Source organism: Stutzerimonas stutzeri, from assembly GCF_024448955.1.
Classification (GTDB): domain Bacteria; phylum Pseudomonadota; class Gammaproteobacteria; order Pseudomonadales; family Pseudomonadaceae; genus Stutzerimonas; species Stutzerimonas stutzeri_AQ.
In genome coordinates this window covers 243689-268935 of the sequence record NZ_JAMOIH010000001.1, presented here as the reverse complement: position 1 = coordinate 268935, position 25247 = coordinate 243689, and the positions used below count along the sequence as shown (strand labels likewise).

General features: G+C 61.3%; 26 protein-coding genes. 25 read left to right on the top strand and 1 reads right to left on the bottom strand.

The window, feature by feature from the left end; genetic code table 11:
* The first annotated feature begins 178 nt into the window (after positions 1–178).
* The 18 genes from fliE (at position 179) to flhB (ending at position 15630) form a co-directional block, all read left to right on the top strand.
* Positions 179–508 carry a flagellar hook-basal body complex protein FliE gene (fliE, locus tag NA645_RS01300; protein ID WP_131650086.1) on the top strand — a complete coding sequence of 110 codons (330 nt, stop codon included), beginning with the start codon at positions 179–181 and terminating at the stop codon, positions 506–508.
* 15 nt (positions 509–523) lie between these two features.
* Positions 524–2308, top strand: a complete 1785-nt coding sequence (gene fliF / locus NA645_RS01295) for a flagellar basal-body MS-ring/collar protein FliF (protein WP_131650087.1) — start codon at positions 524–526, stop codon at positions 2306–2308.
* Positions 2301–3317: a flagellar motor switch protein FliG gene (gene fliG / locus NA645_RS01290; protein WP_131650088.1), complete on the top strand. Its 1017-nt coding sequence runs from the start codon at positions 2301–2303 to the stop codon at positions 3315–3317. Before fliF ends, fliG begins: the two co-directional genes overlap by 8 nt.
* A gap of 15 nt (positions 3318–3332) precedes the next feature.
* Positions 3333–4109, top strand: a complete 777-nt coding sequence (gene fliH / locus NA645_RS01285) for a flagellar assembly protein FliH (protein WP_256047142.1) — start codon at positions 3333–3335, stop codon at positions 4107–4109.
* Positions 4099–5457: a flagellar protein export ATPase FliI gene (gene fliI / locus NA645_RS01280; protein WP_256047141.1), complete on the top strand. Its 1359-nt coding sequence runs from the start codon at positions 4099–4101 to the stop codon at positions 5455–5457. Before fliH ends, fliI begins: the two co-directional genes overlap by 11 nt.
* A gap of 3 nt (positions 5458–5460) precedes the next feature.
* Positions 5461–5913 (top strand): flagellar export protein FliJ, encoded by a 453-nt coding sequence (gene fliJ, locus NA645_RS01275; protein ID WP_256047140.1) that lies wholly within the window; start codon positions 5461–5463, stop codon positions 5911–5913.
* A gap of 143 nt (positions 5914–6056) precedes the next feature.
* Positions 6057–6362, top strand: coding sequence for an STAS domain-containing protein (locus tag NA645_RS01270; RefSeq protein WP_181100843.1), 306 nt, complete (start codon positions 6057–6059; stop codon positions 6360–6362).
* A complete protein-coding gene (locus NA645_RS01265; RefSeq protein ID WP_256047139.1) occupies positions 6362–8068 on the top strand; it encodes an ATP-binding SpoIIE family protein phosphatase in 1707 nt (568 codons plus the stop codon). The genes NA645_RS01270 and NA645_RS01265 overlap by 1 nt, the downstream gene beginning before the upstream one ends.
* Positions 8069–8097: 29 nt before the next feature.
* Positions 8098–8454: an Hpt domain-containing protein gene (locus NA645_RS01260; RefSeq protein WP_256047138.1), complete on the top strand. Its 357-nt coding sequence runs from the start codon at positions 8098–8100 to the stop codon at positions 8452–8454.
* 120 nt (positions 8455–8574) lie between these two features.
* Positions 8575–9813, top strand: coding sequence for a flagellar hook-length control protein FliK (locus NA645_RS01255; RefSeq protein WP_256047137.1), 1239 nt, complete (start codon positions 8575–8577; stop codon positions 9811–9813).
* A 302-nt stretch (positions 9814–10115) separates the two neighbouring features.
* Positions 10116–10646: a flagellar basal body-associated protein FliL gene (gene fliL / locus NA645_RS01250; RefSeq protein WP_131650096.1), complete on the top strand. Its 531-nt coding sequence runs from the start codon at positions 10116–10118 to the stop codon at positions 10644–10646.
* Between the two features lie 12 nt (positions 10647–10658).
* Entirely contained in the window at positions 10659–11630 is a 972-nt protein-coding gene (gene fliM, locus NA645_RS01245) for a flagellar motor switch protein FliM (protein ID WP_256047136.1), read from the top strand.
* A gap of 63 nt (positions 11631–11693) precedes the next feature.
* Positions 11694–12161 carry a flagellar motor switch protein FliN gene (fliN, locus tag NA645_RS01240; RefSeq protein WP_256047135.1) on the top strand — a complete coding sequence of 156 codons (468 nt, stop codon included), beginning with the start codon at positions 11694–11696 and terminating at the stop codon, positions 12159–12161.
* Position 12162: 1 nt separating this feature from the next.
* A complete protein-coding gene (gene fliO, locus NA645_RS01235) occupies positions 12163–12582 on the top strand; it encodes a flagellar biosynthetic protein FliO (RefSeq protein WP_256047134.1) in 420 nt (139 codons plus the stop codon).
* On the top strand, positions 12582–13358 hold the full coding sequence (gene fliP / locus NA645_RS01230; protein WP_131650100.1) for a flagellar type III secretion system pore protein FliP: 777 nt from the start codon (positions 12582–12584) through the stop codon (positions 13356–13358). The genes fliO and fliP overlap by 1 nt, the downstream gene beginning before the upstream one ends.
* Positions 13359–13374: 16 nt before the next feature.
* Positions 13375–13644, top strand: a complete 270-nt coding sequence (gene fliQ, locus NA645_RS01225) for a flagellar biosynthesis protein FliQ (RefSeq protein ID WP_131650101.1) — start codon at positions 13375–13377, stop codon at positions 13642–13644.
* Between the two features lie 33 nt (positions 13645–13677).
* On the top strand, positions 13678–14457 hold the full coding sequence (gene fliR, locus NA645_RS01220; RefSeq protein ID WP_131650102.1) for a flagellar biosynthetic protein FliR: 780 nt from the start codon (positions 13678–13680) through the stop codon (positions 14455–14457).
* Positions 14458–14493: 36 nt separating this feature from the next.
* Entirely contained in the window at positions 14494–15630 is a 1137-nt protein-coding gene (gene flhB / locus NA645_RS01215; RefSeq protein ID WP_256047133.1) for a flagellar biosynthesis protein FlhB, read from the top strand.
* 207 nt (positions 15631–15837) lie between these two features.
* Here flhB and sodC read toward each other — a convergent pair whose 3' ends face one another.
* Positions 15838–16359 (bottom strand): superoxide dismutase [Cu-Zn] SodC, encoded by a 522-nt coding sequence (sodC, locus tag NA645_RS01210; RefSeq protein WP_256047132.1) that lies wholly within the window; start codon positions 16357–16359, stop codon positions 15838–15840.
* 266 nt (positions 16360–16625) lie between these two features.
* On the opposite strand from sodC, the gene flhA reads away from it, so the two are divergent.
* The 7 genes from flhA to NA645_RS01175 all read left to right on the top strand — a co-directional run bounded on the left by flhA (position 16626) and on the right by NA645_RS01175 (position 25216).
* A complete protein-coding gene (gene flhA / locus NA645_RS01205; RefSeq protein ID WP_256047131.1) occupies positions 16626–18746 on the top strand; it encodes a flagellar biosynthesis protein FlhA in 2121 nt (706 codons plus the stop codon).
* A 15-nt stretch (positions 18747–18761) separates the two neighbouring features.
* A complete protein-coding gene (flhF, locus tag NA645_RS01200; RefSeq protein ID WP_256047130.1) occupies positions 18762–20042 on the top strand; it encodes a flagellar biosynthesis protein FlhF in 1281 nt (426 codons plus the stop codon).
* Between the two features lie 91 nt (positions 20043–20133).
* Complete coding sequence (gene fleN / locus NA645_RS01195; protein ID WP_256047129.1) at positions 20134–20961, top strand: flagellar synthesis regulator FleN; 828 nt, start codon at positions 20134–20136, stop codon at positions 20959–20961.
* Entirely contained in the window at positions 20958–21704 is a 747-nt protein-coding gene (gene fliA, locus NA645_RS01190; protein ID WP_256047275.1) for an RNA polymerase sigma factor FliA, read from the top strand. The genes fleN and fliA overlap by 4 nt, the downstream gene beginning before the upstream one ends.
* 114 nt (positions 21705–21818) lie before the next feature.
* Positions 21819–22193 carry a chemotaxis response regulator CheY gene (locus tag NA645_RS01185; RefSeq protein ID WP_177493042.1) on the top strand — a complete coding sequence of 125 codons (375 nt, stop codon included), beginning with the start codon at positions 21819–21821 and terminating at the stop codon, positions 22191–22193.
* A 23-nt stretch (positions 22194–22216) separates the two neighbouring features.
* The gene (locus NA645_RS01180) at positions 22217–23011 is read left to right on the top strand and encodes a protein phosphatase CheZ (RefSeq protein WP_131650110.1); all 795 of its coding nucleotides are present in this window, start codon (positions 22217–22219) and stop codon (positions 23009–23011) included.
* A gap of 12 nt (positions 23012–23023) precedes the next feature.
* On the top strand, positions 23024–25216 hold the full coding sequence (locus tag NA645_RS01175) for a chemotaxis protein CheA (protein WP_256047128.1): 2193 nt from the start codon (positions 23024–23026) through the stop codon (positions 25214–25216).
* Positions 25217–25247 lie beyond the last annotated feature (31 nt).

The following is a 25247-nucleotide window of genomic DNA, read 5'->3' as shown; positions in this document are numbered from 1 at the left end:
GGTCGCATGCGTCACCATACAGTCGACGGGACGATCTACGTTACAGAATCGATAAGTGCTGGAAGCTGGACTACCAAGCAGTCGCAAGCGGCTAGCCATGAACTTATCTGGCACCGATGTTGCAATTACCCCTGTGCTTGCTGCGAAGCGTCAAAAAACCGCGGCTGTTGGAGGAATGATGAGCCAGGGTATCGAATTCAATCGCTTGATGCTGGAAATGCGGGCCATGCAGACCGATGCGATGGCGCGCGCCAAGCCCGTGACCGCTACCCCCGAGGTTGGCGCTCCGAGCTTTTCCGACATGCTCGGCCAGGCCGTCAACAAGGTGAGCGAAACCCAGCAAGCCTCCAGTCAGCTGGCCACTGCCTTCGAGATGGGGCAGGGCGGGATCGACCTGACTGAAGTCATGATCGCGTCGCAGAAAGCCAGTGTTTCCTTTCAGGCCATGACCCAGGTGCGTAACAAGCTGGTCCAGGCGTATCAAGACATCATGCAGATGCCCGTTTAAGGCAGGGTTTGAATAATGGCTGAAGCGCTTAGCAAAGTTCCTGTAACGGTCGATTCGGACGCTCCGAAGAAGCCGCTGTTTGGCCTGTCGTTCCTGGAAAACCTTTCGGAAATGACGATGTTGCGGCAGGTCGGCCTGTTGGTCGGCCTGGCTGCGAGCGTCGCCATCGGCTTTGCCGTGGTCCTCTGGTCGCAACAGCCGGACTACCGTCCGCTGCTCGGCAGCCTCGCCGGGATGGACGCCAACCAGGTGATGGAAACCCTCGCCGCTGCCGACATCGCCTACACCGTCGAGCCCAATTCCGGCGCCTTGCTGGTCAAGGCCGACGATCTCGCCCGTGCGCGGCTGAAGCTCGCCAGCGCTGGCGTTGCACCGACCGATAGCAACATCGGCTTCGAGATTCTCGACAAAGAGCAGGGCCTCGGTACCAGCCAGTTCATGGAAGCCACCCGCTACCGTCGTGGTCTGGAAGGCGAGCTGGCTCGCACCGTCTCCAGCCTGAACAACGTTAAAGCGGCGCGCGTGCACCTGGCGATTCCGAAGAGTTCGGTATTCGTGCGCGACGAGCGCAAGCCGAGCGCTTCCGTGCTGGTCGAACTCTATCCGGGCCGCAACCTCGAGCCGAGTCAGGTGATGGCCATCATCAACCTCGTCGCTACCAGTGTGCCGGAGCTGACCAAGTCGCAGATCACCGTGGTGGATCAGAAGGGCAACCTGCTGTCCGACCAGCAGGGGCTGACCGAGCTGAGCATGGCCGGCAAGCAGTTCGACTACAGCCGTCGGATGGAAAGCCTCTACACCCAGCGCGTGCACAACATCCTGCAACCGGTGCTGGGCAGCGGTCGCTACAAGGCCGAAGTCTCTGCCGATGTGGATTTCAGCGCCGTCGAATCGACGTCCGAAACCTTCAACCCGGATCAACCGGCGCTGCGCAGCGAGCAGAGCGTTAGCGAACAGCGCCAGAGCAGCGTCGGACCGCAAGGCGTTCCGGGCGCGCTGAGCAACCAGCCTCCAGGCCCTGCCACCGCGCCGGAAAATGCGCTGGCTGGGCAGGCCGCCGCGGGTGCGGTCGCTCCGGGGCAACCTTTGCTGGACGCCAATGGTCAGCAGATCATGGACCCGGCGACCGGCCAGCCGATGCTGGCGCCGTATCCGGCGGACAAGCGCGAGCAAGCGACCCGCAATTACGAGTTGGACCGTTCTATTAGTTACACCAAGCAGCAACAAGGTCGCCTGCGCCGCCTGTCGGTTGCGGTGGTACTCGACGATCAGGTGACTGTCTCTGCTGATGGGCAGACCACTCGTGTACCGCGGACCGCCGAAGAATTGGCGCGCTTCACCCGCTTGGTGCAGGACGCCGTTGGTTTCGATGCCAGCCGTGGCGACAGCGTCAGTGTGATCAACGCACCCTTCGCCGCCGACTCGCTCGAAGAGACATTCATCGACGTCCCGTTCTACTCGCAGCCGTGGTTCTGGGACATCGTCAAGCAAGTGCTTGGAGTACTGTTCATCCTGGTGCTGGTGTTCGGTGTGCTGCGGCCCGTACTGAACAACCTGACCAATGCTGGAAAGGGCAAGGAGCTTCAGCCTGTCGGTAGTGACGGCGAACTGGCTGACATGGACGGTCTGGATGGTGCGCTGAGCAATGATCGGGTCAGCCTGAGCGGGCCGCAGAGCATCATGCTGCCGAGCCCGACCGAGGGGTACGATGCGCAACTGAATGCCATCAAGAATCTGGTAGCAGAGGATCCGGGCCGGGTGGCTCAGGTCGTCAAAGAGTGGATCAACGAAGATGAGTGATGCTCGAGTTCCAGCCAAGCTGAACAAGGTCGATAAAGCCGCGATTCTGTTGCTCTCTCTGGGTGAAGCCGATGCCGCGCAGGTTCTGCGCCATCTCGGTCCTAAAGAGGTACAGAAGGTCGGCACCGCCATGGCGCAGTTGCGCAACGTCCAGAAAAACCAGATAGAACAGGTGATGGGTGAGTTCGTCGAGATCGTTGGCGACCAGACCAGCCTGGGCGTCGGCTCCGACGGTTACATCCGCAAGATGCTCACCCAGGCGTTGGGCGAGGACAAGGCGGGCGGCCTGATCGATCGCATTCTGCTGGGCGGCAACACCAGTGGCCTGGACAGCCTGAAGTGGATGGAACCGCGCGCGGTCGCCGACGTGATCCGCTACGAGCACCCGCAGATCCAGGCGATCGTGGTGGCTTATCTCGACCCCGATCAGGCGGGCGAGGTGCTGTCGCATTTCGATCACAAGGTGCGGCTCGATATCGTCCTGCGCGTGTCGTCGCTCAACACTGTCCAGCCGGCGGCGCTGAAGGAGCTCAATCTGATTCTGGAGAAACAGTTCTCCGGCAACTCCAACACCACCCGTGCGACGCTGGGCGGCGTCAAGCGCGCGGCGGACATCATGAACTACCTCGACAGCTCGGTCGAAGGCCAGCTGATGGACGCCATCCGCGATGTCGACGAAGATCTGTCGTCGCAGATCGAAGACCTGATGTTCGTCTTCGACAACCTGGCGGATGTCGATGACCGGGGCATCCAGGCGCTCATGCGTGAAGTATCCTCCGATGTGCTGGTCATGGCGCTCAAGGGCGCAGACGAAGCGATCAAGGAGAAGATCTTCAAGAACATGTCCAAGCGCGCGGGCGAACTGCTGCGCGACGACCTGGAGGCCAAGGGGCCGGTGCGCATCAGCGAAGTCGAGGGCGCCCAGAAGGAAATTCTCACCATTGCCCGCCGCATGGCCGAAGCCGGGGAAATCGTTCTCGGCGGCAAGGGCGGCGAAGAAATGATCTAGGTCTAAGCGAGCCGTATGTCCAAGGAAAATCCCAGCGATGTGATCCGCGCGAAGGACGTCAACCTCTTCGATCGCTGGGCCTTGCCGAGCTTCGATCCGCTAGGCAGTGAACCGGCGGAGCCGGAGGCGCTCGAGGAATCGGGTGCGGACGAGGACCTGTCGCACAGTGAGGACGTCCCGGTCGAGGAAGTCAAACCGCTGACGCTCGACGAACTTGAAGCGATTCGCCAGGAGGCCTACAACGAGGGCTTCAGCACGGGCGAGAAGGACGGCTTTCATGCCGGACAACTCAAGGCCCGGCAGGAAGCCGACGCGGCGTTGGCGCCCAAACTCGCCAGCCTAGAGCAGGTAATGGCGCAATTGCTCGAGCCCATCGCCGATCAGGATCGCAACCTCGAACACGCCATGGTCACGCTGATTTGTCAGCTGACGCGTGAGGTGATTCAGCGCGACCTGCTGATCGATTCCAGCCAGATTCGCCAAGTGCTTCGCGATGCGCTGAAGCTGCTGCCGATGGGCGCCAGCAACGTGCGTATCCACATCAATCCGCAGGACTTCGAGCTGGTCAAGGCGCTGCGCGAGCGCCACGAGGAAACCTGGCGGATCGTCGAAGACAGCGATCTGTTGCCCGGTGGTTGCCGGATCGAAACCGAGCAGAGCCGCATCGATGCCAGCGTCGAAACGCGGCTGAGCCAGGCGATCAAGCAGCTGTTCGAGCAGCAGCGGGAAAACGCCACCAGCCCGCCCGAAGCGGATCTGCACCTGGATCTGGACAGTTCAGATGCGCCTTGAACGAACCAGTTTCGCCAAACGCTTCGAGACCTACAGCGAAGCGATCAAGCTACCCAGCCAGCCGATCCTCGAGGGTCGGCTGTTGCGTATGGTCGGCCTGACGCTGGAGGCCGAAGGCCTGCGTGCCGCTGTTGGCAGCCGCTGTCTGGTGATCAACGATGACAGCTACCATCCGACCCAGGTCGAAGCCGAGGTCATGGGCTTTTCCGCCGGCAAACTCTATCTGATGCCGGTTGGCAGCCTGGCCGGCATCGCGCCTGGCGCGCGTGTCGTGCCGCTGGCCAATACCGGACGCCTGCCGATGGGCACTTCGATGCTGGGGCGCGTGCTCGATGGCGCCGGCCGCGCATTGGATGGCAAGGGCGGGATGAAGGCCGAGGACTGGGTGCCGATGGACGGCCCGGTGATCAACCCGCTCAAGCGCCACCCGATCAGCGAGCCGCTGGATGTCGGCATCCGCTGTATCAACGGCCTGTTGACGGTCGGTCGAGGTCAGCGTCTCGGATTGTTCGCCGGTACCGGTGTGGGTAAGTCGGTGTTGCTGGGCATGATGACCCGCTTCACCGAGGCCGACATCATCGTCGTCGGCCTGATCGGCGAACGGGGCCGTGAGGTTAAGGAATTCATCGAGAACATCCTCACCGAGGAAAGCATCAAGCGCTCCGTGGTCGTCGCGTCGCCAGCGGATGACGCGCCGTTGATGCGCCTGCGCGCAGCCATGTATTGCACGCGCATCGCCGAATATTTTCGGGACAAGGGCAAGAACGTCCTGCTGCTGATGGATTCGCTGACCCGCTTCGCCCAGGCCCAACGGGAAATCGCGCTGGCTATCGGCGAGCCTCCAGCGACCAAGGGTTACCCGCCCTCGGTGTTCGCCAAGCTGCCGAGTCTGGTGGAGCGCGCCGGGAACGCCGAGGCAGGCGGTGGTTCGATCACGGCCTTTTACACCGTGCTCTCCGAAGGCGATGACCAGCAGGACCCCATCGCCGACTCCGCGCGGGGCGTGCTCGATGGCCACATCGTGTTGTCGCGGCGGCTGGCCGAAGAGGGCCATTACCCGGCGATCGACATCGAAGCCTCCATCAGCCGGGTCATGCCGCAAGTGGTCAGTCCCGAACATGTGCGCAGTTCGCAGCGATTCAAACAGCTGTGGTCGCGCTATCAGCAGAGTCGCGACCTGATCAGCGTGGGCGCATACGTGCCGGGCGGCGATCCGGAAACCGACCTGGCCATCGCGCGGCAGGCGGAGATGGTCCGCTATCTCCGACAGGGTCTGGACGAGGCCGAACCTCTGGCGCAGAGCGAGGCAGCACTGCTCAACGTCTTCAATCCCAAGGCCGCAGGCTAAACCTTGGCTACGAGTCGTGCCGCGCGCCTGGCGCCCGTGATCGACATGGCCGAACGGGCCGAGCGCGACGCCGCGGGGCAATTCGGGCAGGGACAGACCCAGCTGTCCCAGGCCGAAGCCAAATTGGGCGAATTGCGCCAGTATTTCGGCGACTATCAGCAGCAGTGGATGAACCAGGGCAGCCAGGGCGTATCCGGGCAATGGCTGGTCAATTATCAGCGGTTCCTCTCACAGCTCGAATCGGCCATCGCTCAGCAGCAGCGCAGTGTCGACTGGCATCGCAACAACCTCGACAAGCTCCGCGAGCAATGGCAGCAACGACGCGCACGGCTCGATGGACTGCGCAAACTGGTCGATCGCTATATTCAGGAAGCGAGAACGGCAGCCGACAAGCGTGAGCAAAAGCTGCTCGACGAGTTCTCGCAGCGGCTGGCAAGCCGGCCCAGACAGGATTGAAGCTTGCTGTGCCAGGGTTTGGGTGCTAAATCTTCATCAGTTGTTTATTGCAGTACGGCCAGCCCTCAAAGGCGCCGGCGGATGCGCCTCGTTCGTCCGGCAAAACATGGCTGCCACGTTTCCGCTTGGATCAGGAGTGCTACATGACCATCAGTTCACAGCTATCGGCAGATGGACAGGAGCTGACGATTACCATCCAGGGGCGCTTCGATTTCAACGCTCATCAAGCATTCCGCGATGCCTATCAGCGTGCTGATTGCACGCCCAAACGCTACGTGATCGACCTCGCTGGTGCGACCTACCTCGACAGTTCGGCCCTCGGGATGTTGCTGCTGCTGCGCGATCACGCCGGCAGCGATAAGGCCGATATCCGCCTGATCAACTGCAACCCAGATGTGCGAAAGGTCCTTTCGGTATCCAATTTCGAACAACTGTTCGCGATAGCCTGATGCCTCGCCGGCTCTCCATACTCATCGCCGAGGATGGCGCGGCCGACCGCATGCTGCTGGCCGCCATCGTCGGTCGTCAGGGGCATCGTGTCACTACGGCGTTTAACGGTGCCGAAGCGGTCCGACTGTTCGAGAGTGAACGGCCACAACTGGTGCTGATGGACGCGCTGATGCCGGTGATGGATGGTTTCGAGGCTGCGCGGCAGATCAAACAGCTGGCCGGCAACGAGCTGGTGCCGATCATCTTCCTCACCTCGCTCACCGAGCACGAAGCGCTGGTGCGCTGCCTCGAAGCGGGGGGCGACGATTTTCTCGCCAAGCCCTACAACCCGGTCATCCTCGAAGCGAAGATCCAGGCCATGCATCGTCTGCGCAGGCTGCAGGCGACGGTGCTGGAGCAGCGCGATCTCATCGCGCGACGCAATCAGCAATTGCTCGACGAGCAACGCGCCGCCAAGGCGATCTTCGACAAGGTGGCGCATGCCGGTTGCCTGAGCGCACCCAATATCCGTTACCGACAGTCTCCGCGCGCGCTCTTCAATGGCGACCTGCTGCTCGCGGCGCATGCGCCTGCCGGCAGGATGTTCGTGTTGCTGGGCGACTTCACCGGACATGGTCTACCGGCCGCCATCGGTGCCATGCCGCTGGCCGAGACCTTTTACGGGATGACCGCCAAGGGCTATTCCAGTGGCGAAATTCTGTGCGAGCTCAACGCCAAGTTGAAGCTGATCCTGCCGGTGGAAATGTTCTGTTGTGCCGCCTTGCTGGATATCAACCTCAAGCAGGGCATGTTGCGCGTCTGGAACGGCGGGCTGCCGGATGGTTATCTGCTCAGGGCAGCGGAGGGCGAGCGGCTGCCGCTGCGCTCCAGGCATTTGCCGCTTGGCGTACTCGATGCGCTCCAATTCGATGACAGTTTCGAGACCTTGCCGCTGGCGATCGGTGATCGTCTGCTGCTGATGTCCGATGGTGTGCTGGAGAGCACCAGCGCCGATGATGAATTGTTCGGCGAGCAGCGGCTGTTGGCGGTCATGGATGCCAACACCGAGCCCTCGGCCTTGTTGGATGAAATTCAGGCCGCGCTGCATGATTTCCACGGTCAAATACTTGACGACCTGAGCCTCGTCGAAGTGAACATGATCGAGGCGGAGGATGCCGTTGTGGCGCAATCGCCGGCTGTTTTCCCACTCGGCGCGCCAGAATTGCGTGCGAGGGATTGGTCCGCCAGTTTCGAACTGCGCCCCAGCAGCTTGCGCGAGTACAACCCGCTGCCAATGACCATGCAGCTGCTGTTGCAGATATCACCCCTGCGTCACCGTGCCGGCACGATTTACACAGTGCTGACCGAACTTTATGCCAATGCGCTGGAGCATGGCGTGCTGCTGCTCGATTCGTCCATGAAGTGCGACGCCGATGGTTTTGCCAACTACTATCAGGAACGCCAGCGGCGGCTGGGTGAGCTGACCGAAGGCTCGGTGTCCATCGAGCTGAGCGTCAAGTCCGAAGAGACCCGAGGCTATCTGCGCATTGCAGTGCGCGACAGCGGACCGGGATTCGATGTGCAGCGAGCGCTGGACCAGCAGTACTGTGCCGGATGTCTGGGCGGCCGAGGGCTGCGGATGATTCGTCAGATGAGTGAATGCTTCTACTGGGAGCCGGACGGCAAGGTTCTGAATGTCGAGTTCCATTGGGCCGCTCATGCATAATTCGCTGCTTTCCAGCCAGGAGCCTATCGATGGTCGATCATCTCGACACTAGCGTGCTGGCGACCCTTCAGGAGGTGATGGAGGCGGAATATCCGGTGCTACTGGATACCTTTCTGGTCGATTCGGAAGAGCGGCTGCGGTTGCTTCAGCAGGCCTGCCGCAGCGGTCAGGCGGAAAACCTGCGTCAGGCTGCCCACAGCTTCAAGGGCAGTTGCAGCAACATGGGCGCAGCGTTACTGGCGGATCTTTGTCGCCAGTTGGAAGAAGCGGCGCGGCTCGAACAGATCGATGAAAGCCCGCACTTGATCGAACGCATCGAGCGTGAATTCGCCATCGTACGGATTCTCTACCGAGCCGAACGCCAGCGCTACGGCGGGCTCGGCTGACTGGCGGGTTGCATTGGCGTGCACCTTCGGTGGCCGGGCTACCGATGTAGGCGCTTACAAAGCTTATGGCCTGGACTTTGCTTGAATAAACGCAATGTCATCATCCTGAGCGGAAGACCCATGGCCGTTTCCCCCGATCTATTGCTCAACATCAAGGCTCCCACGGCTGTCGCAAAGGCAGCGGGCGCGTCCCCTCAGGCCGCCCGCCAGCCCAGTCGGGACGAGCCTTCCAGCTTCGCCAACGTCTACGCCAAGGAGCGCCAGCCCAAGCCGGTCGAGCGTCAGGACTCTTCAGCAAAACCTGTCCGGGACAAGCCGGCTGGCGACAAGCCGAGTCAGGAAACCGCCGAAGCTGGCGGCAGCGAAAAGCCGACCGTGGCCGAAGCCGGCAACGAATTGCCTGCTGACGCCGAGATGGCCGATGACGCCCCGCAAGACGGCGAGGCCGAGCTCGATCCGTTGCTGTTGTTCGGCATGGGCGGGCAGGTGCCAGTCAGTGACGAATCGCTGGCCACGCAGCCGCCGACCGGCAGCGAGTTTCTGGCTGGGCTGGGGCTGGCTCAGGCCGGCGTAGAGTCCGCTGAAGCAGAGGCCGAGCCGGCTATGGTGGGCACGCGTGCCCTGGATATCCAGTCCGCTGCTCAGAAGAGTCCGTTCGCCAACGCCTTGATGCCGAATGAAGCCTCCGAGCAAACCCAGGAAACGCTCTCGGCGAGTCTGTTGGTGGGCGAGGAACTGACGGAAGAGTCCGACGAGCTCTCGCTGGAGGAAAGCTTCAGTGATCTGCTAGACAAGCTGGATGCGCCGAAGGAGAGCCGCACGAGCGCTACCGATATGGCGGCCAATCGGCTCAACCCGCTGACCCAGGCGATTGCACAGCAGACCCAGGCTCAGCAGGCGCAGCGGCTGACGATGGTGCCAGGCCAGCCGGTGCAGATGCAGCAGTCAGGCTGGAGCGAAGCGGTGGTCGACAGGGTGATGTGGTTGTCGAGTCAGAATCTGAAGTCCGCTGAGATTCAGCTCGATCCCGCCGAGTTGGGCCGTATGGAGATCCGTATCGACATGAACAAGGATCAGACTCAGACACAGGTCACGTTCCTCAGCCCTCACGCCGGCGTGCGCGACGCATTGGAAGGGCAGATGCAGCGCCTGCGGGATATGTTCGCGCAGCAAGGCATGACCATGGATGTGAATGTTTCCGACCAGTCCAAGGGCTGGCAGGGCGACGGCGGCGATTCGCGCGGCCGGAGCGTAGCTGGCGTATCGGCTACCGGGGACGAGGAAATCGTTGGCGGCACGCTTGAAGTCAGCACGAGCCGTTCCGGTGGCGATCGCGGTCTGGTGGATTACTACGCCTGAGTGCGCAGTGATTGACCTAGGGAGCCGGGCTTCACGTCCGGCCCAAGACGTTGAACGCAAACGCTTCGCCCCGAGGTCTGGCCTCCCACTAAAAAGCCCGCTGCCCTAGCCCTATGCCGACGCTGTTTACAGGAGGCGCGCCCTCGCGGCGAACGCGGACTCCACGCCAACTATTCGTCTACAAATCAGCGCGGGCTTGTCGCAGTCGTTTACGGCTCCGCGTCCCTGGCCGATACTGGCACAGCAGTTGCTCGTAGCGCTTCGTTGCGAGTGAAATCACCTTGTGATGACGGATATTTGGCATGGCTAAGAAACAGGGACCCCCAGACGTACCGAGCCCGGCGGCTGCGAGCGGCGGCAAGGGCAAGCTCAAGCTGATTGTCCTGATTGTGCTCGGCCTGCTGCTGGCGGTCGGATTGTCGATCGGCGGCACCTTCTACTTCATGAGTCGGGGCGATACTGAAGCACAGCCGGAAGCCGCTTCGGATACGCCGACTGCACCGCTGCGTCAGCCAGCGATCTACGAAGTGTTGGCGCCGGCATTCATCGTCAATTTTTCCAACACCGGTGGCCGGCAGCGTTACATGCAGGTTAGCGTGGCGCTGATGTCGCGTGATCAGGCGGCACTCGACGCGCTGAAGGAACACATGCCGCTGTTGCGCAATCAACTGGTCATGCTGTTTTCCAGTCAGGAGTTCGCCAGCCTAGCTACACCGGTCGGGCAGGAGATGCTCCGGCAGCAGGCCACGGCCAGCGTCCAGGAGCTGGCACAGAAGGAAATCGGCAAACTTGCCATCGAGCAAGTGCTGTTCACCAACTTCGTATTGCAATAGGGGTCGTTGTAGATGGCTGTTCAAGACCTGCTTTCGCAAGACGAGATCGATGCGCTCCTGCATGGAGTCGACGACGGTCTGGTCGATACCGAAAGCGATTCCGAACCGGGCAGCATCAAGAGTTACGACCTGACCAGCCAGGATCGCATCGTCCGCGGGCGTATGCCCACGCTGGAGATGGTCAACGAGCGTTTTGCCCGCTACACCCGTATCAGCATGTTCAACCTGCTGCGCCGCTCGGCCGATGTGTCGGTCGGTGGCGTGCAGGTAATGAAATTCGGTGAGTACGTGCATTCGCTGTACGTACCGACCAGCCTCAATCTAGTGAAGATCAAGCCGTTGCGCGGCACCTCGCTGTTCATCCTCGACGCCAAGCTGGTGTTCAAGCTGGTGGACAACTTCTTCGGCGGCGACGGTCGCCACGCCAAGATCGAGGGTCGCGAATTCACGCCGACCGAGCTGCGCGTCGTGCGCATGGTGCTGGATCAGGCCTTTGTCGATCTGAAGGAAGCCTGGCATGCGGTGCTCGACGTCAACTTCGAATACGTGCATTCGGAGGTGAATCCAGCGCTGGCCAACATCGTCAGCCCGAGCGAAGTGGTGGTGGTGTCGACCTTCCACATCGAGCTCGAAAGCGGCGGTGGCGACTTCCATGTGACCATGCCGTACTCGATGATCGAACCGATCCGCGAAATGCTCGATGCCGGTTTTCAGTCGGATGTCAGCGATCAGGACGAGCGCTGGGTCAACGCCTTGCGCGAAGACGTCCTCGACGTGAACGTGCCGCTCAGCGCGACGGTGGTGCGGCGTCAGCTGAAGCTGCGCGACATTCTCAATATGCAGCCGGGCGATGTGATTCCGGTGGAAATGCCCGAAGACATGATCATGCGCGCCAACGGGATGCCCGCGTTCAAGGTCAAGCTCGGCGCGCACAAGGGCAATCTGGCGCTGCAGGTGCTCGAGTCCGTCATGCGGCCCCGTTGATTAGCCTTGCAGGTATTTTTCAATAGCCCTGCTAAACATTTACCAGCCGGTCGAGGACTAACGATGGCAGACGAACACGAAAACACTTCCGCAGAAGAGCAGGCGCTTGCCGATGAATGGGCTTCGGCGCTGGCCGAGGCGGGCGATGCCAATCAGGACGATATCGATGCGCTGCTGAATCAGGGGCCGGCCAAGGCTCCGGCACCGCCGCGCGCACCGCTCGAAGAGTTTGGCAGCGCTCCGAAGTCGGCCGCGACGGCAGGTCTCGACGGTCCGAACCTGGACGTGATCCTTGATATTCCGGTCTCCATATCCATGGAAGTCGGCAGCACCGAGATCAGCATTCGCAATCTGCTGCAGCTCAACCAGGGCTCGGTGGTGGAGCTCGACCGCCTGGCCGGTGAGCCGCTGGACGTGTTGGTCAACGGCACGCTGATCGCCCACGGCGAAGTAGTGGTGGTGAACGAGAAATTCGGCATTCGGCTTACGGACGTCATCAGTCCAAGCGAACGCATCAAGAAGTTGCGCTGAGATGAAAGCCCTGGCTTTCCTTTCGCTCGCGCTGGCATTGCCGGCAATGGCCGCCGAACCCGCGGCAAGCATGAGCAGCACGGGAATGGGCACGCAGATGACCAAGCTGCTGTTCGGCCTGTTGCTGGTGATTGGGCTGATTTTTCTGCTTGCCTGGCTGCTGCGACGGATGCAGCAGATCAATCCGCGCAGCAACCAAGCCATCAAGCTGATCTCCAGCCACGCCCTTGGGCCGCGTGAGCGCCTGGTGCTGGTACAGGTCGGTAGCGAGCAGGTCCTGCTCGGCCTGAGTGCCGGCCGCATCACACCGCTGCATGTTCTGGAAGAACCGGTTCATCTGCCGGACGCCGAACCCGCTAACCCGGAGTTTGCCCAGCGCTTGATGGAGCTGCTTGGCAAAGACCAGAAGGACAAGCATTGATGCTTCGATTGTTGCTGGCGGTCCTGTTGGTACTGGCCGCGCCGTTTGCCGTGGGCCAGGACGCCGGCGGCCTGATTACCCAGGGCGACAACCCGCTGTCGATCCCAGCCATCACACTGAGCACCGACGCCGAGGGGCAGCAGGAATATTCGGTCAGCCTGCAGATTCTGCTGATCATGACGGCGCTGAGCTTCATTCCGGCGTTCGTCATGCTGATGACCAGCTTCACGCGGATCATCATCGTCTTTTCCATCCTGCGCCAGGCGCTGGGCCTGCAACAGACGCCCTCGAACCAGATCCTCGTCGGTCTGACGATCTTTTTGACGCTGTTCATCATGGCGCCGGTATTCGAGCGGATAAACAACGAGGCGGTACAGCCTTATCTGAACGAGCAATTATCCGCGCAGGATGCGATCGCACGGGCTGAGGTGCCGTTGAAGAACTTCATGCTGGCGCAGACTCGCGAAAGCGATCTGGAACTGTTCGTACGGCTCTCGCGGCGCACCGACATCCAGTCGCCGGATGCCGCTCCCCTGACGATTCTGGTACCGGCATTCGTGACTTCCGAGCTGAAAACCGCGTTCCAGATCGGCTTCATGATCTTCATTCCGTTTTTGATCATCGACATGGTAGTGGCCAGTGTGCTTATGGCGATGGGCATGATGATGCTGTCGCCACTGATTATCTCGTTGCCGTTCAAGATCATGCTGTTTGTGCTGATCGACGGCTGGGGTTTGATCATCGGCACGCTCGCCGGCAGTTTCGGCACGCTCTAGCGCGAGGAAAACGCCCATGACACCCGAAGTTGCGGTGGACCTGTTTCGCGAAGGCTTGTGGATGACGGCCATGATCGTCGGTGTGCTGGTGGTCCCGAGCTTGCTGGTGGGGCTGGTAGTGGCGATGTTCCAAGCCGCCACGCAGATCAACGAACAGACCCTGAGCTTTCTGCCGCGCCTGCTGGTGATGTTGCTGACGTTGATTTGGGCCGGGCCGTGGCTGGTCAGGGAGCTGATGGAGTACACCCAGGGCCTGATCCAGAACATCCCGCTGATCATCGGCTAGTCGTGATGATTTCCGCCTGCAGGGTGCGCCCCGATGCTTGAACTCAGCGATGCGCAGATCGGCGCCTGGGTCGGGCAGTTCCTGCTGCCGCTGTTTCGCATCGCGGCGCTGCTGATGAGCATGCCGATCATCGGTACCCAACTGGTGCCGATGCGGGTGCGGCTTTACCTGGCGCTCGCCATTTCGATCGTGTTGGTTCCCGGGCTGCCGCCAGTGCCGGTGGTGGAGGCGCTGAGCGCGCAGGCATTGGTGCTGATTGCCGAACAGATTTTGATCGGGGTGATGCTGGGCTTCGTGCTGCAGCTGTTTTTTCAGCTGTTCATCGTATCGGGGCAGCTGCTCGCTATGCAGATGGGGCTGGGTTTCGCGTCGATGGTTGACCCGGCCAATGGTGTTTCGGTGCCGGTGATCGGCCAATTCTTCAACATGCTGGTGATCCTGCTGTTCCTGGCGATGAACGGCCATCTGGTCGTGCTGGAAATCCTCACCGAAAGCTTCACCACTCTGCCGATCGGCGGCTGGCTGGTCGGCACCAATCATTTCTGGGAAGTGGCGGGCAAACTGGGCTGGGTGCTGGGGGCCGGACTGCTGCTGGTGCTGCCGGCGATCACCGCGCTGCTGGTGGTGAATCTGGCGTTCGGCCTGATGACCCGCGCCGCACCGCAGTTGAACATCTTTTCGATCGGTTTCCCGCTGACACTGGTGCTCGGTCTGATCGTGGTCTGGATCGGCATGGCCGATATCCTCGCGCAGTACCAGACCTTCGTCAGCGAGGCGTTGGGAATGCTTCGCGAACTGATCGGGCTACGCTGATGCCAATGTCTTGTTCACAGCTGCCGGAGGCCGCGCATGGCTGAGAGCGAAAGCGGTGCCGATAAAAGCGAGGAACCCACGGAGAAACGCCTCCGTGAATCCCGCGAAAAAGGTCAGCTTGCCCGTTCCCGTGAACTGAGCACCGTGGCGGTGACGCTGGGTGGCATTGGCGGTTTGCTGGCCTCTGGCGGCAGCCTGGCCGGTAGCCTGATGGCCATGATGCAAAGCAATTTCGAGCTCAGCCGCGAAACGCTGCTGGATGAGAGCGCCATGGTGCAACTGCTGATGAGCAGCGGGATGATTGCGCTGGAGGCCATCATGCCGCTGCTGATCGTGCTGCTGATCGTCTCCATCATCGGGCCGATCTCGTTGGGCGGCTGGTTGTTCTCGGGTAAGGCGATGGCGCCCAAGTTCAGCCGCATGAACCCCGGCCCCGGTCTAAAGCGGATGTTCTCGACCAAGGCGCTGGTCGAGCTGCTGAAGGCGCTGGGCAAGTTTCTCGTGGTGTTGCTGGTGGCACTGGCGGTGCTCAACGCCTATCAGGACGACCTGCTTTCCATCGCCAAGCAGCCGCTGGATCTGGCCATCATGCACAGCGCCGAGGTGGTGGGCTGGTGCGCGCTGTGGATGGCCTGCGGTCTGATCCTGATCGCCGCGGTGGACGTGCCGTTTCAGCTCTGGGACAACAAGCAGAAGCTGATGATGACCAAGCAGGAAGTGCGCGACGAGTACAAAGACAGCGAAGGCAAACCCGAAGTCAAATCGCGGATACGCCAGCTGCAGCGCGATGCCGCTCAGCGCCGAATGATGCAGGCGGTGCCGGAAGCCGATGTGGTCATCACCAACCCGACCCACTTCGCCGTGGCGCTGAAATATGACGGCGACAAGGGCGGGGCGCCGATGTTGGTCGCCAAGGGCGGCGATTTCGTGGCCTTGAAGATTCGCGAGATCGCCAACGAGCATCAGGTGACGGTACTCGAGTCTCCGGCACTGGCGCGGGCGGTGTTCTATTCCACTGAGCTTGACCAGGAAATCCCGGCGGGGCTCTATCTGGCTGTGGCGCAGGTATTGGCGTACGTCTATCAGCTACGCCAGTACCGTTCCGGCAAGGGCAAGCGACCGGATCCGCTGGGCAATCTGCCGATCCCGCCGGATTTGCGCCGAGATGAGTGAGCGGCTCGGAAGCCGCTCTCAGCTTGAAGCTTGGCAGAGTATGCCTCAGCCCCACTGCGCCTGAATCTGGTGGGCTGAAGCCCACCCTACGGCTTGGGCGCATTGGGTTAGTAAGTAGAGTGCGCACCTGAACGCGGTGGGCTAAACGAAACCCACCCTTGCTTTGGAGCTTGGAGCCCAGCCCCGTCTCTTCAGCCTCCAGCCTTTTTATTCGATCACCCCACAGGCAACCCGAGCGCCGCCGCCGCCAAGCGGCTGTGGATGGTCGGAGTGGTTGTCGCCGCCCTTGTGGACCATCAGCGCCAGGCCTTTGATGTCGCCAAGGCTTTTCAGGCGGGGCGCGAGAACCGGCTGGCTGGCCTTGCCATCACCGTCGACCATCAGCGCTGGGAGATCGCCCATATGGCCGTCGCCCCAGGGTTCGCCATGCTTGCCGGTGTTCTGCGGATCCCAATGACCACCCGCTGCGCCTGCCGCGACGGCTTCGCCGTCCTTGTCGGCCGGCCCGCAATTGCCTTTTGCATGAATATGGAAACCATGGGCGCCGGACTCCAGCCCCGACAGTTCGGGGCGGAACACCAGCCCGTACTGGCTGCTTTCGATCTTGACGGTGCCGACGGACTCGCCGACGCCTTGGGCTGTCACGGCCTTGACCGGCACGCTGAGGGTTTCGGCATGCAGGCCCATGGCCGTGCAGCCGGCAAGCGCCGCGATGATCCACTGTTTCATGGCAAAACTCCTGTTGAGGTGAATAAAGCGGCTGTGCCGCCAGTCGCAGCACCGTCAGCCATGCTTCGGGCTGGCGACGATGCTAGGAGTGAGACTGCCCAGCTCCCGGTCGGTTCGAATACCGCATGCCAGTCGGTATCGCCCTGACGGTGCGCGCCGCCCGAACCGAACTCAGTGGTCTTGAGCAAGTTGGACTCCTTCTTGCTATAGCCTCGGCAGGGCGCGCTTCGCGTCAATTCTTTGGTCTGCTTTTGCCGGGGTCTACATTGGATCGCACGCAACTCATCAACATTCGCAATGGCCTGGCGGGCGCGGGTCGCGGCAATCTGGGCGTGCCGCTGCTGCTGCTCGTGATGATGGGCATGATGATGCTGTCGGTGCCGCCGTTCCTGCTGGATCTGCTGTTCACCTTCAATATCGCGCTGTCCATCGTCGTGCTGCTGGTCAGTGTCTATGCGTTGAGGCCGCTTGATTTTGCGGTGTTCCCGACGATCCTGCTGGTCGCCACCCTGATGCGATTGGCGCTGAACGTGGCCTCGACTCGGGTGGTGTTGATCAATGGCCACGAGGGTGGCTCCGCAGCTGGACACGTGATCGAGGCCTTCGGCAACGTGGTGATCGGCGGCAACTACGTGGTCGGTATCGTCGTCTTCGCGATCCTGATGATCATCAACTTCGTGGTGGTCACCAAGGGTGCCGGGCGGATTTCCGAGGTGAGCGCGCGCTTCACCCTCGACGCGATGCCCGGCAAGCAGATGGCGATCGACGCTGATCTGAACGCTGGACTGATCGATCAGAGCGAAGCCAAAAAGCGCCGCGTCGAAGTGGCTTCCGAGGCGGATTTCTATGGCTCGATGGACGGTGCCAGCAAGTTCGTGCGTGGCGACGCCATCGCCGGCCTGCTGATTCTGTTCATCAACCTCATCGGCGGCGTCGGTATCGGCATGGCGCAGCACGGTATGAGCTTCAGCGAGGCGGGTCAGGTTTACGCCTTGCTGACCATTGGTGACGGCCTCGTCGCGCAGATCCCTTCGCTGCTGCTATCGACCGCAGCCGCCATCATGGTGACTCGCGTGACCAGTTCCGAGGACATGGGTCAGCAAGTCAACCGGCAGATGTTCGCCTCGCCCAAGGCGCTGGCGGTGTCAGCCGGCATCATGATCGCCATGGGTTTGGTACCAGGCATGCCGCACATGTCATTCCTCGGCCTCGGCGCGGTTGCCGCGGGCGGCGCTTACTGGATCTGGCATCGCCAGAAGCAGGTCAAGCAGCAAACCGAGCAGGAAGAGCAGAAGCAGTTGGAAACGCTGCCTGCCCAGCGCGCGGCAGAAACCAAGGAACTGGGTTGGGATGATGTGACGCCTGTCGATATGGTCGGCCTGGAGGTGGGTTACCGGCTGATTCCGCTGGTCGATCGCAACCAGGGTGGGCAGCTGTTGGCGCGAATCAAGGGCGTACGTAAGAAGCTATCGCAGGATCTCGGGTTCCTGATGCCATCGGTGCATATTCGCGACAACTTGGATCTGCTGCCTAACGCCTATCGTTTGACGCTGATGGGCGTGAGCCTGGCCGAAGCCGAGGTCTATCCGGATCGCGAGCTGGCGATCAATCCGGGGCAGGTTTTCGGGCCGCTCAACGGCATCGCCGCCAAAGACCCGGCGTTCGGCCTGGAGGCGGTGTGGATCGAGCCCGGCCAGCGCGACCAGGCGCAGTCACTCGGCTACACCGTGGTCGATGCCAGCACCGTGGTTGCGACTCACCTGAACCAGGTCCTGCACAAGCATGCCCACGAGTTGCTGGGGCATGAAGAGGTCCAGCAGCTGATGCAATTGCTGGCCAAGAGTTCGCCGAAGCTCGCCGAAGAGCTGGTGCCCGGGATGATTTCCCTGTCCACCCTGCTCAAGGTGTTGCAGGCGCTGCTGCAGGAGCAGGTGCCGGTACGCGATATCCGCACCATTGCCGAGGCCATCGCCAACGTCGCCGTCAAGAGTCAAGATCCCGCCGCCATGGTGGCTGCGGTACGGGTCGCGCTCTCTCGCGCAATCGTGCAAAACGTTGTGGGGCTTGAGCCGCAGCTGCCTGTGATCACGCTTGAGCCCAGGTTGGAACAGATATTGCTCAACAGTCTGCAGAAGGCCGGACAGGGCTCCGAAGATGGCATTCTCCTGGAGCCGGGAATGGCCGAAAAATTGCAGCGTTCCCTGGTAGAGGCGGCACAGCGTCAGGAAATGTTGGGTAAGCCGGCGATTCTGCTGGTGGCGGGTCCGGTCCGCGCGATGCTGTCGCGCTTCGCCCGGCTCGCGGTACCGAACATCCATGTCCTCGCCTATCAGGAAATACCGGATAACAAGCAGGTCACCATCGTTTCGACGGTGGGTCAGAATTAACCGAGGGTACAGGCCATGCAGGTCAAACGTTTCTTCGCAGCCGACATGCGTATCGCCATGAAGATGATTCGTGACGAGCTGGGCGCCGATGCCGTGATCACGGGCAACCGTCGTGTCGCGGGCGGCGTCGAGCTGACGGCCATGCTTGATTACCCGATGGAGCCCGCTGCGCCCAAGAAGCCGAACGCGGCCCTGGAAGCCGAGCTGCGCAAAACCCAGGCCCGTATCGCCAGCGCCCATGCCGAGCTGAGCGCGCCGTCGCGCAGTGCCGCCGGCCAGGATCGTCAACTGCTTGACGAGAAGCCGGCAGTGGTCGCTCAGCCGAAGCCGGTCGTTGCTGCCGCAGCGGCTGACTCGCGTGCGATGGAAGCCATGCAGTCCGAGCTTCAAGGCCTGCGTGAGCTGATCGAAATGCAGCTCGGCTCGATTGCCTGGGGCCACGAGCAGAACCGCCGTCCGCAACAAGCCAATCTCTGGCGCCGACTGCAGCGTATCGGTCTGCCCGCCGACCTGTCGCGCGCCTTGCTGGAAAAGGTTGCCAATGTGTCCGAGCCGCGTCAGGCCTGGCGCATGTTGCTGGCGCACCTGGCCCAGGCGGTCAAGGTCACCAAGGTCGAGCCGCTGGAAGAGGGTGGCATCATTGCGCTGGTCGGTCCGGCCGGTGCCGGCAAGACCACCACGCTGGCGAAACTCGCCGCGCGCTATGTGCTCAAGCACGGCGCCCAGAGCATCGCCTTGGCGAGCATGGATAACTTCCGCATCGGTGCGCAGGAGCAGCTGAAGACACTGGGTCGCATCCTCGACGTGCCGGTCATTCAGATCGACCCCAGCCAGCCACTGAGTAAGTCACTGGAGCCGCTGGCCCGCAAGCGCCTGATCCTTATCGATACCGCAGGGCTGCCGGCCAATGATCCGATGATGCGCGCGCAACTCGATACCTTGGCCGACCGCGGTATCAAATCGAAGAACTACCTGGTGCTGCCGGCTACCAGCCAGAGCCAGGTGCTCAAGGCGACCTGGCATCACTATCGCCGTTGTGGGCTGGCCGGCTGCATTCTGACTAAACTTGATGAGGCCGGTAGCCTGGGTGACGTGCTCGGCCTCACCATTAGCCAGCATCTGCCGATCGCGTACCTCACCGATGGGCCGCGCATCCCCGACGATCTGCAGCTGCCGCGCAGCCATCAGCTGGTCAGTCGCGCGGTGAGCCTGCAATCGGAGGAGAATCCCAGCGAGGAAACCATGGCCGACATGTTCTCCGGTCTGTACAACGGTTCTTCACGGAAGGTCGGATGAACGCTTTGCTCCGTGATACACACAAAGAAGACGCGTTCGGGCTGAACGCATCGAAGGCCCAAGGGCTCAAGCAAGATATAGGCGTGTGAAAATGGGTATGCATCCCGTACAGGTTATTGCAGTTACCGGCGGCAAGGGTGGCGTCGGCAAGACCAACGTGTCGGTCAATCTGGCGCTGGCCCTGGCCGATCTTGGTCGTCGGGTGGTGCTGCTCGATGCCGACCTTGGCTTGGCCAACGTCGACGTACTGCTGGGTTTGACCGCCAAGCGAACGCTGGCCGATGTCATTGCGGGCGAATGCGACCTGCGTGACGTATTGATTCAGGGGCCGGGTGGCATCCGCATCGTGCCCGCGGCGTCCGGCACGCAAAGCATGGTGCAGCTGTCTACACTGCAGCATTCAGGGTTGATCCAGGCGTTCAGCGATCTCGGCAACGATATCGACGTGTTGATCATCGACACCGCGGCAGGCATTGGCGACGGCGTCGTGAGTTTCGTTCGGGCCGCACAGGAGATTTTGCTGGTGGTGACCGACGAGCCCACTTCGATCACCGATGCTTACGCGTTGATCAAGCTGCTCAATCGTGACTATGGCATCAGCCGTTTCCGTGTGTTGGCGAACATGGCACACGCGCCCCAGGAAGGTCGAAACCTGTTCGCTAAGCTGAGCAAGGTGACCGAGCGGTTCCTCGATGTAGCGTTGCAATACGTCGGCGCGGTTCCGTATGACGAGGCGGTACGCAAGGCGGTACAGAAACAGCGCGCCGTATATGAGGCCTATCCGCGAGCCAAATGCTCGCTGGCGATCAAGGCCATTGCGCAGAAGGTGGATACCTGGCCATTGCCGGCAACGCCGCGGGGCCATTTGGAGTTCTTTGTGGAGCGCCTCGTCAGGCCCGCCACAGAGCCTAACGACTGACCGCGGCTGGACTCGTTATGTATTACAGCAAAGCTCAGGCAAAAGACTCGCAATACCAACTCATCGATCAATACGCGCCGTTGGTCAAGCGCATCGCCTATCACCTGCTGGCGCGCTTGCCAGCCAGCGTGCAGGTCGATGACTTGATGCAGGCCGGCATGATCGGCTTGCTCGAGGCGTCGAAGAAATACGACGCCGGAAAGGGTGCGAGTTTCGAGACCTACGCTGGTATCCGCATCCGCGGCGCCATGCTCGATGAGGTTCGCAAGGGCGACTGGGCCCCGCGTTCGGTGCACCGCAATTCGCGGATGGTCAGCGATGCTATTCGTGCAATCGAAGCCAGAACGGGTCGCGACGCTAAAGATCAAGAAGTTGCGGCCGAACTTAAATTGAGTCTCGATGAGTACTACGGCATTCTGGGCGACACTCTGGGCAGCCGCTTGTTCAGCTTCGATGATTTGCTGCAGGAAGGTGAGCACGGGGAGTTTGGAGAGGATGCCGCCAGCGCCCATCCGGAACCGTCCCGCGATCTTGAAGACGAGCGTTTTCAACAGGCGCTGGCCGAGGCCATCGGCAACCTGCCCGAGCGTGAAAAGCTGGTGCTTTCGCTGTATTACGACGAAGAATTGAATTTGAAGGAAATCGGCCAGGTGCTGGGTGTCAGCGAATCGCGGGTGAGCCAGTTGCACAGTCAGTGCGCGGCGCGCCTGCGGGCTCGCCTTGGCGAGTGGCGCGGGCGCTGATCGATTCGCAAAAAGCACTATAGGCCGCTTACGAGCTTCATTCATGAGGCCCGCAACAGACCGTGAGCAGGTTCTGGGGATTCGGGATTTACGGAGGTTTACTTGGACAAGAATATGAAAATCCTCATCGTCGATGATTTCTCGACCATGAGACGGATCATCAAGAACCTCTTGCGCGATCTGGGCTTTACCAATACTGCCGAAGCGGACGACGGCACCACCGCGCTGCCGATGCTCAAGAGCGGCGGCTTCGATTTCCTCGTCACTGACTGGAACATGCCCGGCATGAGCGGCATCGATCTGCTGCGCGCCGTACGTGCAGACGAGCGCCTGAAGCATCTGCCCGTATTGATGGTCACCGCCGAGGCGAAGCGCGACCAGATCATCGAGGCCGCGCAGGCGGGCGTAAACGGTTATGTGGTCAAGCCATTCACGGCTCAAGTGCTCAAAGAGAAGATCGAAAAGATCTTCGAGCGCGTCAACGGCTGAAGCAGTAACGCCGCGAGGGCACTATGACGCAAGCAGACCAAAGCCTGGCGGAGTTCGAAGCGACTCTGAAGGCTCACGCACCCCAATTGATCGAGAGTTTGCAGCAGGGTCGCTTCGATGAAGCGGCACAGATGTTCAACGAGCTCAATCAGGCCCGTAACAACGGGCTCTACCAGGAAGTCGGCAAACTGACCCGCGAGCTGCATAACGCCATCGTCAAGCTCGAGATGGATACCTGCGCTACGGGCGGCGATCCGTCACCCATTACCGACGCCACCGATCGTCTTTCCTATGTCGTGGAAATGACCGAAAAGGCCGCCAACCGCACCATGGATCTGGTCGAGGAATCGGCGCCGCTGGTGAACTACGTCAGTTACGAAGCGCAAAGCCTGGTCGCCGACTGGCAGCGCTTCATGCGCAGGGATATGAATGCCGAGGAGTTCCGGGAGCTGGTTCGCCGCATTGACCAGTATTTGCAGCGCTCCCTGAGCGACAGCAGCCAGCTGTCTCAGAATCTCAGCGAAATCATGCTGGCGCAGGATTTCCAGGACCTGACCGGTCAGGTGATCAAGCGGGTGACCCGGCTGATCACCGAGCTCGAAAGCAACCTGCTCAAGCTGGTGCTGATGGCCGGACAGGTCGACCGCGTGGCTGGTATCCAGCATGACCGCGAAGCCATGCGCGCCGAGCAGGAAAAGAAAAAACAGGAAAAAGAGCCTTCCCATGGTGAAGGTCCGCAGATGCATGCCGATATACGTGAGGATGTCGTATCCGGACAGGACGATGTCGATGATCTGCTTTCGAGCCTGGGCTTTTAGGGGAAGGTGAATATGAGCTTCGACGCCGATGAAGAAATCCTCCAGGACTTCCTGGTAGAGGCCGGCGAGATTCTCGAACTATTGTCAGAGCAGCTGGTGGAGCTGGAAAGCAGCCCCGATGACACCGCCTTGCTCAATGCGATTTTTCGCGGTTTCCATACGGTAAAAGGCGGTGCCGGCTTTCTCCAGTTACATGAGCTGGTCGAGTGTTGTCACATCGCTGAAAACGTCTTCGACATCCTGCGCAAGGGTGAGCGTCGCGTCGACTCGGAATTGATGGATGTCGTGCTGCAGGCATTGGATTCCGTCAATGAAATGTTTGCCCAGGTTAGAGAGCGCACCACGGTAACCCCGGCGACTCCAGAACTGCTGGCGGCGCTGACGCGTCTGGCCGAGCCGGCCGGGGAAGACGAGCCGGTCGTCGAGACCCCAGCCGAGCCGGAGCCTGAGCCCGAAGCCGCAACGGCGGACAACGAATTCGAGCAGTTCCTTGGCGCGCTGGAAAATTCCGCCGAGGCCTCGACCGCAAGCGTCAGCGATGAGATCACTGACGAAGAATTCGAATCTTTGCTCGATCAGCTGCATGGCAAGGGTCAGTTTGCGGTGGAGCCCATTCCAGCACCGGCCGCACCGGTCGCTGGAGCGCCTGTGAGCGACGAGATTACCGACGACGAATTCGAGGCCCTGCTCGACCAGCTGCACGGCAAGGGTCACTTCTCCGAGCCGGCTACCGCTGCGCCTGTCCAGCCGGTCGAGGCACAGGTCAAGCCTGCCGCAGCAGGAGGTGATGAAATCACCGACGACGAGTTCGAAGCCCTGCTGGACCAGTTGCACGGCAAAGGTAAGTTCGAACCTGAAGCGGCGCCCGTAATTCCAACACCTGCTCCGGCCGCTCCCGTCGCCGCTGCATCCTCTGCGAAGAAAAGCACGCCCGCGAAATCCGCGCCTGCGGCAGCGCCAGGCAAAGCCGCCGTGGCTCCGGCCAAAACGGAGACGGCAGCCAAAGCTGCCCCTGCACCCGAGAAGCCGGCGAGCGAAGCCGAGACCACTGTGCGGGTCGATACCGCGCGGCTCGATGAAATCATGAACATGGTCGGCGAGCTGGTGCTGGTGCGTAACCGTCTGGTGCGTCTGGGCTCCAATAGCGGCGACGAAGCCATGGCCAAAGCTGTCTCCAATCTGGATGTAGTGACAGCCGATCTGCAGAGCGCCGTGATGAAGACGCGCATGCAGCCGATCAAGAAGGTCTTCGGACGTTTCCCGCGGCTGGTTCGGGATCTGGCCCGCAGCCTCAAGAAAGAGATCAACCTCGAGCTGGTCGGTGAAGAAACCGATCTGGACAAGAATCTCGTCGAGGCCCTGGCCGATCCGCTGGTGCACTTGGTGCGCAACGCCGTCGATCACGGTATCGAGACGCCGGAAGAGCGCGAAGCTGCCGGCAAGCCTCGGACCGGTAAGGTCGTGCTGTCGGCCGAGCAGGAAGGCGACCACATCCTGCTGCTCATCACCGATGATGGCAAAGGCATGGACGCCGAGGTTCTGCGTGCCAAGGCGGTGGAGAAAGGCTTGCTGGACAAGGATGCGGCCGACCGCCTGAACGATCTGGAATGCTACAACCTGATCTTCGCACCGGGCTTCTCCACCAAATCGGAGATCTCCGACGTGTCCGGCCGCGGTGTCGGCATGGACGTGGTCAAGACCAAGATTTCCCAGCTCAACGGCACGGTCAACGTGTTTTCCGCCAAGGGCCAAGGCTCGCGCGTGGTCATCAAGGTACCGCTGACACTGGCGATCATGCCCACGCTCATGGTGATGCTCGGCAATCAGGCGTTCGCGTTCCCGCTGGTGAGTGTCAACGAAATATTCCACCTCGACCTGTCCCGCACCAACGTGGTGGACGGCCAGGAAGTGGTAATCGTGCGCGACAAGGCGCTGCCGCTGTTCTACCTCAAACGCTGGTTGGTGCGTGGCGCCGAGCAGGAGGAGCAGCGCGAGGGCCATGTGGTGATTCTGAACGTCGGCAATCAGAGCATCGGCTTCGTCGTCGATCAGCTGGTGGGTCAGGAGGAAGTGGTGATCAAGCCGTTGGGCAAGATGCTGCAGGGCACACCGGGCATGTCCGGCGCGACCATCACCGGCGATGGCCGCATCGCCTTGATCCTCGATGTTCCGAGCATGCTCAAGCGTTACGCGCGCCGGATCTGATCAGTTCGCAGCGGTCCTGACGGGCCGCTAT